Below are 12,345 nucleotides of genomic sequence, written 5' to 3' on the forward strand. Positions count from 1 at the left end.
ACCCGGTCCTGTTCCACCAGGCCATCACCCACCTCACCGGCCAAGGCGTGAACAGCTTCCTGGAACTGGGCCCCGACGGCGTACTCAGCGCCATGGTCCAGCACAGCGCCCCGGACGCCGCACAGGCCACCCCGCTCCTCCGCTCGGGTGTCGACGAGCCCGAGGCGGCGCTGACCGCCGTGGCCGGACTCTTCGTCACTGGCCGTACCCTGGACTGGAACGCGGTCCTCGCCGACCCCGGCGCCCGCCGGGTCGCGCTGCCGACCTACTCCTTCCAGTACGGCCACTACTGGCTGAAGACGGACACCACCCCCGGCGCAGACGCAGCCCTGCACGGACTCGCCTCGCTCCAGCACCCCCTGCTGAGTGCCTGCGTCACCGTGGCCGAGGGTGATCTGGTGCTGTTGACCGGCCAACTCTCCCTGCGTAACCACCCCTGGCTGGCCGACCACGCCGTCCTCGGCTCCGTACTCCTGCCCGGCACCGCCTTCCTGGAACTGGCCGTACGCGCCGGTGACCAGGTCGGCTGCGCACGCGTCGAAGAACTGGTCATCCAGGCCCCGCTGATCCTCGCCGACGACGACACCGCCGCACCGCAGGACGTACAGATACTCGTCGGAGCCCCCCAGCCGGACAGCGCCCGATCCGTCGACATCTACTCCCGCCCCCACACCGACGGTGACGCCGGGCCGGACCACGATGCCTGGACCCACCACGCCAGCGGGGTACTGACCACCGGGAGCCGAGGCGAGAGCAGCGTCGCCCCCGACACCTCACTCACCACCTGGCCGCCGCAGCAGGCCGTACCCATCCCGCTGGACGACTTCTACCCCCGCCTCGACCGGCTCGGCTTCGGCTACGGCCCGCTCTTCCAGGGCCTGCACGCGGCCTGGCGCAGCGGTGACGAGGTGTACGCCGAGATCCGGCTGCCGGAACAGGACGACGACACGGCCGGCGGCACCGACTTCGGTATCCACCCCGCACTGCTCGACGCCGCCCTACACGCCATCAGCCTCACCGTCCCCGAGCAGGCTGACGATTCCGACACCCCTCAGGGCGGACTGCCGTTCTCCTGGACCGGAATCGAACTGCACGCCGGAGGCGCCGCCGCCCTGCGGGTCAGGTTGCGCCGCAACGACGACGACTCGGTGAGCCTGCTCGCGGCGGACGCCGTCGGCGCGCCGGTCGTGTCGGTGGAGTCGCTGGTGCTGCGCCCGGTCACCGCGGAGCATGTCCGTGCCGATCGGAGCGCGCACCGCGACGCGCTGTTCAACCTGGACTGGGTCCTGGGCGAGACGGCTCCGGATCCGCGTGAGTCCACCTGGGGCATCCTGACCGTCCCGGGCCTCACCACCGGCACCGAGGACGTCGAAGCGGGCCTGACACTGCGGGGCGTCACGGTCTCCGAACTCGCAGGCATCCCCGTCGTACCTTCCGAAACGGGTCCGCTCCCGCAGGACAGCCGGCCCGCCCCCGACACCGTGGTCCTGCCCCTGTCCTTCACCGATAACGGCACAGCCGCGACGGCCGTCACCACCACGCTGGCCGTGGTGCAGCAGTGGCTGGCCTCCCCCGAATGGTCGGCCTCCCGGCTGCTGGTGCTCACCCGTGGAGCAGTGGCGGTTGAACCCGGTGAGGACGTTACCGACCTCGCAGCCGCGGCGGTGTGGGGTCTGCTCCGTACGGCACAGTCCGAGAACCCGGACCGGTTCCTGCTGGTCGACAGTGACGAACGGGGCATTGACGGAGGTTCGCTGCTGGAAGCTGTCGCCGCCGATGAGCCGCAGATCGCTCTCCGGGACGGACGGATCCGACTGCCGCGCCTGCACCGCGCACAGCTCGGTGAGGACTGCGAGCGTCACGACTGGAGCGCCACCCCCGGCACCGTACTGGTGACGGGAGGGACGGGCAGCCTCGGTCAGGCCGTCGCCGCCCATCTGGCGGACCAGGGAGTCAGCAGACTGCTGCTGCTCAGCCGCCGTGGCCCGGACGCCCCCGGCGCCGGTGAGCTGGTGGAACGGTTGAACGCAGCCGGAGCCGCGGTCGAGATCGTCGCCTGTGACGTCGCCGACCGGGAGGCACTGGCCGGCGTCCTCGCCGGGATCCCCCCGGAGCATCCGCTGTGCGCGGTCGTGCACACCGCCGGCGTCGTCAGCGACGCGACCATTCCGTCCCTGACACCGGGGCAGGTCGCCGAGGTCTTCGCCGCCAAGGCGGACGCCGCGTGGCATCTGCACGAGCTGACGGCGGAGACACCACTGTCCGCGTTCGTGCTCTTCTCCTCCGCCTCCGGCACGATCGGAAACGCGGGCCAGGGGAACTACGCCGCCGCGAACGCGTTCCTTGACGCGCTGGCCCGGCACCGTAGCGCCCGTGGACTGCCTGCCGTATCGCTCGGCTGGGGCCTGTGGGCCGAGCCCAGTGGTATGACCGGCGGGCTGAGCGGCGCCGACCGCGCCCGGATGGCCCGTGGCGGGGTCACGGCACTCACCACCCGTCAGGGTCTGGAACTCCTCGACACGGCGCTCGGTGCCGGTACGCCGTGGATGCTGCCGATCAAGCTCAATCTACGCGCGCTCCGGGGCTCGGTCGCCGTTCCGCATCTGCTGCGGGACCTGGCCCCGGCCTCCGTACGACGCCACGCCACCGCCGGATCGGAGAACGCCGGCACCCTGGCGGCCCGACTGGCGGGACTGGCCGAGACTGAGCAGCGCCAACTACTGCTGGAAACCGTACGGGGGCAGGTCGCCACCGTCCTCGGTCACGCCAGGCCGGAACACATCCAGCCCGAGCGTGCCTTCCGAGAGCTGGGATTCGACTCCCTGACCTCGGTGGAGTTGCGGAACCGGCTCAACACGGCCACCGGACTGAGACTGCCCGCCACCCTGGTCTTCGACTCGCCGACCCCGAACGCCGTGACGGACTTCCTGCTCTCCCGACTCCTCGGACGGCAGGACACCGCGCGGCCGATAGCGAAGCGAACCGCCGCCACCAGTGAAGAGCCCCTGGCCGTGATCGGAATGGCCTGCCGTTTCCCCGGCGGGGTCACCTCACCGGAGCATCTCTGGGAGCTGGTCGTCAACGGCGCTGACGGAGTCTCCGCCTTTCCGGCTGACCGTGACTGGGACCTGGCCAACCTCTTCCACTCCGACCCTGACCACCCCGGTACCAGCTATGCCAGCGAGGGCGGCTTCCTGCACGACGCAGGCGAGTTCGACGCGGGCTTCTTCGGGATCTCGCCGCGCGAGGCCCTGGCGATGGACCCGCAGCAGAGGCTCCTCCTGGAGACCTCCTGGGAAGCGGTCGAGAACGCCGGAATCGACCCGCTCTCCCTCAAGGGCACCGATACGGGCGTGTTCACCGGGCTGATGTACCACGACTACTCGGCCCGGTTGCGTACGGTGCCGGACGGTCTCGAAGGCTACCTGGGCACGGGTAACGCGGGCAGCGTGGTCTCCGGCCGGGTGGCGTATGTCCTCGGTGCCGAGGGTCCGGCGGTGACGGTGGACACGGCGTGTTCGTCGTCGCTGGTCGCCCTGCACTGGGCGGCGCAGGCACTGCGTCAGGGCGAGTGCTCGATGGCACTCGCCGGCGGCGTCACCGTCATGGCCACACCGAGTACCTTCGTCGACTTCAGCCGTCAGCGGGGTCTGGCGGCCGATGGCCGGTGCAAGTCGTTCGCGGCGGCTGCGGATGGTACGGGCTGGGCCGAGGGCGTCGGTATGGTGCTGGTCGAGCGGCTGTCTGACGCGCAGCGACTGGGCCACCCGATCCTCGCGGTGATTCGTTCCAGCGCGGTGAATCAGGACGGTGCGAGCAATGGCCTGACGGCGCCGAATGGTCCGTCGCAGCAGCGGGTGATCCGTCAGGCGCTCGCGTCGGCCGGTCTCTCCACCGCCGATGTGGATGTGGTGGAGGCACACGGTACGGGGACGAGCCTGGGGGACCCGATCGAGGCGCAGGCTCTCCTGGCGACGTATGGGCAGGGACGGCCGGAGGGACAGCCGCTGTGGCTGGGTTCGCTGAAGTCGAACATCGGCCACGCGCAGGCCGCAGCCGGTGTGGCGGGTGTGATCAAGATGGTGATGGCGCTGCGGCACGGCGTCCTCCCGGCGACGCTGCACGTGGACGAGCCGACCCCGCATGTTGACTGGGCGAGCGGTGCGGTGGAGCTGCTGACGGAGTCCCGGCCGTGGCCTGAGGTGGGTCGTCCGCGTCGGGCTGCGGTGTCGTCGTTCGGTATCAGCGGAACCAACGCCCACACCATCCTGGAGCAGGCCCCCGATGCAGTGAGCGGAGTGGAGGACAGGGGGACGGAGCCCGAGACCGCTGGAGTGGTGCCGTGGGTCCTTTCCGGCCGCGGCGACGCCGGTCTCCGGGGGCAGGCGGCCCGGTTGCATGAGTGGGCTTTGGAGCACCCTGAGGAGCGCTTGGTCGATGTTGGTCATTCGTTGGTGATGTCGCGGTCGGCTTTTGAGGATCGGGTGGTTGTTCTCGGTTCGGACCGGGACGCGCTGTTGGACGGTCTGGCGGTGGCTGCTCAGGGTGAGCCGGGGCCGGGTGTGGTGGTGGGTTCGTCCGCTGGTGCTGGTGGTGGGGTGGCGTTCCTGTTCACGGGGCAGGGCGCGCAGCGGCTGGGTATGGGTCGTGAACTCGCGGACAGTTTTGCGGTGTTCGCTGTGGCGTTGGACGAGGTCTGCGCTCATATGGATGTTCTTCTGGAGCGTCCGTTGCGTGAGGTGTTGTTCGCGGAGCCCGGCACTGAGGCTGCGGCGCTGCTGGACGAGACGGCGTTCACTCAGGCAGCCCTGTTTGCCATTGAGGTTGCGCTGTATCGGCTGGTGGAGTCGTGGTCGTTGACGCCGGACTACCTTCTGGGCCACTCCATCGGTGGTCTGGCCGCGGCGCATGTGTCGGGTGTGCTGTCGCTGGAGGACGCGGCCGAGGTCGTGGTGGCTCGGGGTCGGTTGATGCAGGCCCTGCCCAAGGGCGGAGCCATGGTCTCCCTCCAGGCGTCGGAGGACGAGGTCCTGGAATCGCTCAGCGGTCTGGTGTCGATTGCCGCGGTGAATGGTCCGCAGGCGGTTGTCATCTCCGGTGACGAGGACGCTGTCACCGCTGTGGCGGAGGAGTGGCGGTCCCGGGGACGGAAGGTGAAGCGCCTCACGGTCAGCCACGCCTTCCACTCGGTGCTGATGGAGCCGATGCTCGCTGCCTTCGAGCAGGTCCTGTCTCGGGTCACGCTGAACCCGCCGCGGATCCCGGTCATCTCCGACTCCACCGGCGTACCCCTCACGGCGGAGCAGGCCACCTCTCCCGCGTACTGGACCGCCCACGTCCGTAACCCGGTCCTGTTCCACCAGGCCATCACCCACCTCACCGAGCAGAGTGTGAGCGCCTTCCTGGAGCTGGGCCCCGACGGCGTACTCAGCGCCATGACCCGCACGAGCCTGGCCGAAGACAGCGACACCACGGTCGTCCCCCTGCTGCGATCCGGCCGCCAGGAGCCGGAAGCTGCACTGACCGCGCTGGCCGAGCTGTATGTCAACGGCGTGGCCGTCGACTGGACCGTACTCCTCGACGGAGCCCGCCCGGTCGCCCTGCCGACCTACGCCTTCCAGCACCAGCGTTACTGGCTCGACGCCACGGACGGCCCCGGCGCCGACCCGGCCGACCTCGGCCTGGGCGCCCTGAACCACCCGCTGCTCGGTGCGGCGGTCGGGATCGCGGACGGTGACACCGCGGTGCTCACCGGACGGGTTTCGCTCGGCTCGCACCCTTGGCTGGCCGACCACGCCGTCCTCGGCTCCGTACTCCTGCCCGGCACCGCCCTCCTGGAACTGGCCGTACGCGCCGGTGACCAGGTCGGCTGCGCACGCGTCGAAGAACTGGTGCTCCACACCCCGCTGATCCTCACCGAAGGCGCCGGCGCGGACCTTCAGGTCCTGGTGGGCGCCGCCGACGACAGTGGCCTCCGCACGGTGGACATCTACTCCCGTACGCACACCACCGAACAGGGCTCGTACGGCACGGAATGGACCCAACACGCCAGTGGTTCCCTCGCCGCCGAGGCCACCGCGCCCGACCGGACCGGGCTGGAGACCTGGCCGCCGAAGGACGCCACCGCCATGGAGGTGAGCGGCCACTACGAGCGCGTAAGCGAGTCCGGGTTCGACTACGGCCCGGTGTTCCAGGGCCTGCGGGCCGCCTGGCGGGACGGCACCGATCTCTACGCCGAGGTCGCGCTCCCGCAGAGCGACGGCATCACCCCGGCCGAGTTCGGAGTGCACCCCGCACTGCTCGACGCCGCGCTGCACGCACTCGGTCTGGCCGCGGGCAGCAGTGACGCCGAAAGCACCTCTGACTTGGAGAGCACAGCCGGGCAGGGGCAACTTCCCTTCTCCTGGGGCGGAGCCTCCCTCTACGCCACGGGCGCCGGAACACTGCGCGTACGCCTCCGCCCCAACCAGGACGGCACTATCGGACTGACCGCCATCGACACCGCCGGTGACCTGGTGTTCGCCGCTGAGTCGCTGGCGCTGCGCCCGGTGTCGGCGGAGCAGATCCAGGCCGGTCGGGAGGCCGGTCAGGACGATCTGTTCGCGGTCGACTGGGCCACGGCCCTACCGCTCCCCGAGCGGTCCGGCGGCGCGCCGGGGGATTGGGCCGTACTGACGCGGTTCGGTGCGCACTCGGCCCAGGCGCTGCTCGACGGGCTACTCGCCAACGGGTCGACCGGCCACGTATGTGACGGCGTCGCCGACGCCTTCGCCAGTGATGCGAAGCCCGGAGCCGTGGTGCTGCCCGTGAGCCGAGTGGCCGACCCGGGGCAGGACACGACCGAGGTGGTCTCCGAGACGCTGGCGGTGGTGCAGGAGTGGCTGTCATTGCCGGAGTACGCGGAGTCCCACCTGGTGGTGGTCACCGAGGGCGCAGTGGCCGTTGAGGCGGGCGAGGACATCACCGACCTGGCGGGTGCCGCTGTCTGGGGGCTGATCCGAACCGCCCAGTCGGAGAATCCGGACAGGTTCATCCTGGTCGACATCGACCCCGCGGGCGTACGCGACGGAGTCCTGGCCCGGGCAGTGGCCTCGGACGAACCGCAGCTCGCCGTCCGTGCCGATACCCTCCGTCTGCCCCGGGTGCGCAGGACCGCCGTCCCGGCCGGGTACGGAGTGGGTACGGAGCGGCCGGTCGGGGAACCGCTGACTGGCCGGGGAACCGTCCTGATCACCGGCGGTACGGGTGGACTCGGAGCGGTGCTGGCCCGTCATCTCGCCGCGAAGGGAGTGGAACGACTGCTGCTGACCAGCCGTCAAGGCATGGCCGCCAGCGGGGCGGACGCGCTGGTAGCGGAGCTGGCGACACTGGGAGCTGCGGTGGAGATCGCGGCATGTGACGTCTCCGACAGGGCGGCAGTTGCCGCACTGCTGGCAGGAGTGCCCGACGACCACCCGCTGTCCGCGGTGGTGCACGCGGCGGGCGTACTGGACGACGGTGTGATCGGTTCGTTGACTCCGGAGCGGGTGGCCCGTGTCCTCGCACCGAAGGCCGAAGGCGCCTGGCATCTACATGAACTGACGGCTCATCTACCGCTGACCGCGTTCGTCCTCTTCTCCTCGGCTTCCGGGACGTTCGGCAACGCGGGTCAGGCCAACTATGCCGCCGCCAATGCCTTCCTGGACGGTCTGGCCGCCCACCGACAGGCACTCGGACTCACAGCGGTCTCCCTGGGCTGGGGGTTGTGGGCACAGGCCACGGGCATGGCAGGACATCTGGGCGCGGGTGAGCAGGACCGGATCAGCAGGGGCGGCGGGGACGCTCTCACCACGGAGCAGGGCCTGATGCTGTTCGACATGGCACTGCAATCCGATCGAAGCACCCTCCTGCCTATGCGGTTGAATATCCAACGTTTGCAGACCGAAGCCAACGCCGCGTCCCCGCACCCGTTGTTGCGTGAAATCATCAGGCTTCCAGTGCGTCGTACAACCAGTAGCGCCAGTGAATCGGGCGAAGCATTTGCCGATCGTCTCTCCGGGCTTTCCGAGGACGAAAGGGAACAAGCGGTGCTCGATCTGACGCGATCCACCGTCGCGACTGTGCTTGCTCACAACAGCCTCGAAGATATCCCTCGCGATAAGAGGTTCCTTGATATAGGCTTCGACTCGCTTACCGCGATCGAGCTGCGCAATCGCCTTAACAAGGCGCTCGGTCTGCGGTTGCCGGCCAGTCTGGTCTTCGACCAACCGACCCCGGCACAGTTGGCGAAGTACCTTGTCGGGCAACTTCAACCGAGCGACCGCTCGCCGCTCATGGACGTCCTCGAATCGATCGACCGAAGTCTCGACCGCGCCCTGCAACTGAGGGTTTCCTCGGACCCGCAGGAAGAGATGGACAGTGAAGTCCTCGCGCAACTGGAACGTCTGGCCAACAAGATGACGGAGATCAAGTCTCGTGGCTCGGAACGGATGGACAAGAGCGAAATCCGGGACCTGAGCGACGATGAGATGTTCAATTTCATTAACAAGTCGCTGAACATCTCCGAGTAGAGGGAAGTAGTCGCAGGATGAGCAACGAAGACCGACTTCGGCATTTCCTCAACGAAGTGACCTCCGAGCTGATCGACACGCGTCAGCGGCTCAATGACGTCACGGCCGCCGCTGAAGAGCCACTGGCTATTGTGGGAATGGCCTGCCAATATCCAGGTGATGTAAGGTCGCCGGAGGACCTGTGGAAATTGGTCGCCGAGGGACGCGACGGGATATCCGAGTTCCCGACGGAACGCGGCTGGGACGTGGACGGTCTCTACCACCCCGACCCGGAGCACCAGGGCACTTCGTACACTCGTGAGGGCGGCTTCCTGCACCGCGCCGGTGAGTTCGATGCGGGCTTCTTCGGGATCTCGCCGCGTGAGGCGCTGGCGATGGACCCCCAGCAGCGTCTCCTCCTGGAAACCTCCTGGGAGGCGATCGAGAGCGCGGGAATCGACCCCCTCTCCCTGAAGGGCAGCCCGACCGGTGTCTTCACCGGTGTCATGTACCACGACTACTCGACCCAACTGCGGACCGTGCCCGATGGAGTCGAGGCATTCCTCGGCACGGGCAACGCGGGCAGTGTCGTGTCCGGGCGAATCGCCTATGTGCTCGGCGCCGAGGGCCCGGCAGTGACCATTGACACGGCCTGCTCATCGTCCCTGGTAGCCCTGCATTTGGCATGTCAGGCCCTGCGCCAGGGCGACTGCACCATGGCGCTGGCCGGTGGTGTCACCGTCATGGCGACGCCGGGAACATTTGTGGATTTCAGCCGTCAGCGGGGTCTGGCGGTGGACGGCCGGTGCAAGTCCTTCGCCGCCGCTGCGGACGGTACCGGCTGGGCCGAGGGCGTCGGTGTACTGGTGGTGGAGCGGCTCTCGGACGCGGAGCGCCTGGGCCACCCGATCCTTGCGGTGGTTCGTTCCAGTGCGGTGAATCAGGACGGTGCCAGCAACGGCCTGACGGCGCCGAATGGTCCGTCGCAGGAGCGGGTGATTCGTCAGGCCCTGTCGGCGGCAGGGTTGTCGACCGCCGATGTGGACGCGGTCGAGGCCCACGGCACGGGCACGAATCTCGGTGACCCGATTGAGGCGCAGGCGTTGTTGGCGACCTACGGTCAGGGTCGTCCGGAGGGTCGTCCGCTGCGGTTGGGTTCGTTGAAGTCGAACATTGGTCATACGCAGGCCGCGGCGGGTGTGGCGGGTGTGATCAAGATGGTGATGGCGCTGCGGCATGGTGTGTTGCCGGCGACGTTGCATGTGGATGAGCCGTCGCCGCATGTGGATTGGGCGAGTGGCGCGGTGGAGTTGCTGACGGAGGCCATGCCGTGGCCTGAGGTGGGTCGTCCGCGGCGGGCTGCGGTTTCGTCGTTCGGTATCAGCGGTACGAACGCGCACATCGTTGTTGAGCAGGCGCCTGAGAGCCAGATCGAGGTTGCGGCTTCGCGGGAGGAGACTCCTGCCGGCTCGGTGGCGTGGGTGGTGTCGGGCCATGGTGTTGATGGTGTCCAGGCGCAGGCGGCGCGGTTGCGGGAGTGGGTGCTGGAGCACCCGCAGCACAGTGTGACCGATATCGGCTTCTCGTTGTTGTCGTCGCGGTCGTTGCATCGGGACCGGTTGGTGGTGCTGGGTTCTGATCGTCAGGTGTTGGTGGATGGGCTGGCGGCGGCTGCTGAGGGATCGCCGTGGCCGGGGTTGGTTCAGTCGTCTGGGGATGTGTCGCTGAACCGGGCTGTGTTCGTCTTTCCGGGTCAGGGGTCGCAGTGGGTGGGGATGGGGCGGGAGTTGTATGCGTCGTCTCCCGTCTTCCGGGCGCGGTTGGATGAGTGTGCGGCTGCGTTGGATCCGTTGGTGGAGTGGTCGCTGATTGATGTGGTGCGGGGTGGGTCCGGGGCTCCTGGTCTGGAGCGGGTGGATGTGGTTCAGCCGGTGTTGTGGGCGGTGATGGTGTCGCTGGCGGCGGTGTGGGAGTCGTGGGGTGTTGTTCCGGCTGCTGTGGTGGGTCATTCGCAGGGTGAGATTGCTGCTGCGTGTGTGGCGGGTGCGTTGTCGGTGGAGGATGCGGCGCGGGTTGTGGCGTTGCGGAGCCGTGCCGTGCGGGCGATGGCGGGTGACGGTGCGATGGTGTCGGTCGCGCTCCCTGCCGCTGAGGCTGAGGCGTTGACCGGGGAGGGTGTGTCGCTGGCGGCTGTCAACGGTCCGTCGTCCGTGGTCCTGTCGGGGGACCGGTCTGCCCTCACTCCCGTGGTGGAGGGACTGACTGCTCAGGGTGTGCGGACGAAGTGGGTGCCGGTGGACTACGCGTCCCACTCGGCCCATATGGAGCGCATCCATGACGAGCTGCTGGAGATCCTGTCCGGGATCACCCCGACCAGCTCCCGGGTCCCGCTGTACTCCACGGTGTCGGCGGAGGTCATTGACACGTCGGTCATGGACGCCTCGTACTGGTTCGACAACATCCGGGGCACCGTCCGCTTCCACGAGACCGTCCAGGCCCTGATCACCGACGGCCTCACCGCCTTCGTAGAGGTCTCCCCTCACCCCGTCCTGGCGATGAGCGTTCAGGACACCCTCGACCAGGCCGAAGCGAACGGCCTGTCCATCGGCACCCTGCGCCGCGACGAGAACGAACACGAGACCTTCCTCACCGCCGCCGCCCAACTCTTCGTCGCCGGCCTCCCCATCGACTGGCACACGGCCGCCTTCACAGGCATGAGCGCCCGCCGAGTCGACCTCCCTACCTACGCCTTCCAACGGGATCACTACTGGTTGCCCGCCGGCGGTGGGCAGACTGGTGACGCGGGATCGTTGGGCCTGGGCGCGGTCGGACACCCTCTGCTGGGCGCGGCCGTGTCGATGGCCGAGGGTGATGTGGTCGTGCTGACCGGCCGCGTTTCCCTCCGCACACACGCCTGGCTGGCCGACCATGCCGTCCTCGGCTCCGTACTCCTGCCCGGCACCGCCTTCCTGGAACTGGCCGTACGCGCTGGTGACCAGGTCGGCTGCGCCCGCGTCGAAGAACTGGTTATCCAGGCCCCGCTGGTGCTCACCGGCGATGAGGCAGTGGATGTCCAGGTGATGGTCGGCGCCGACGAGTCCGGGTACCGCTCCGTGGATATCTACTCCCGTCACCGTGTTGAGGACAACTGGCAGGACCAGGACGCCTGGGTCCACCATGCAACCGGCACCTTGACCAGTAGCAAGACGGATGCTCAGAACAGCGATCTGTCGGTGTGGCCGCCCCGCGACGCGGCCTCGATTGAGGTCGAGGACTTTTACGCACAGCTCGACGCAGGCGGGTTTGCCTACGGTCCGGCGTTCCGGGGGCTGCGGGCTGCCTGGCGCCGGGGCGACGAGGTGTTCGCCGAGGTGGAGCTGCCGGAGAGCGAGCAGGACACAGCCGCCGAGTTCGGCCTCCATCCCGCGCTGCTCGACGCCGCGCTGCACGCGATCACATTTGCCGCGCATGGCGACTTCGCCGATCGGCCCGCACAGGGACGGTTGCCTTTCTCGTGGTCAGGCGTGTCCCTGGAGGCGAGTGGCGCGTCCCTGCTACGCGTCCATCTGCGTCCCGCCGGTGACGAGGCAGTGAGCCTGCTCGCGGCGGACGCCACCGGGGAGCCCGTGCTCACGGTCGACTCGCTGGTACTGCGCCCGGTCACCTCCGAGCAGTTGCGTACCGGTGACAGCGGTGTGGTCGACAACCTCTACACCGTTCAGTGGGGTCCGTTTGCTGGTCCGGTTGGGGTGAGTGGTCGGGATGTGGGTGAGTGGGCGGTGCTTGATCTTCCTGAGTTGGGTGGGGGTGTTGGGGC

At 68.6% G+C, this 12,345-nt stretch carries 1 protein-coding gene and 1 pseudogene; both read left to right on the forward strand.

Features of this window, described 5'->3' with window-relative positions; genetic code table 11:
* The first annotated feature begins 47 nt into the window (after positions 1 to 47).
* The gene (locus ACH4S7_RS36420; RefSeq protein WP_398525726.1) at positions 48 to 8,549 is read left to right on the forward strand and encodes a type I polyketide synthase; all 8,502 of its coding nucleotides are present in this window, start codon (positions 48 to 50) and stop codon (positions 8,547 to 8,549) included.
* Positions 8,550 to 8,566: 17 nt separating this feature from the next.
* Positions 8,567 to 12,345: pseudogene (locus ACH4S7_RS36425) on the forward strand (type I polyketide synthase); the annotation flags it as partial.

The organism is Streptomyces sp. NPDC020965 (assembly GCF_044333555.1).
Lineage (GTDB): Bacteria > Actinomycetota > Actinomycetes > Streptomycetales > Streptomycetaceae > Streptomyces.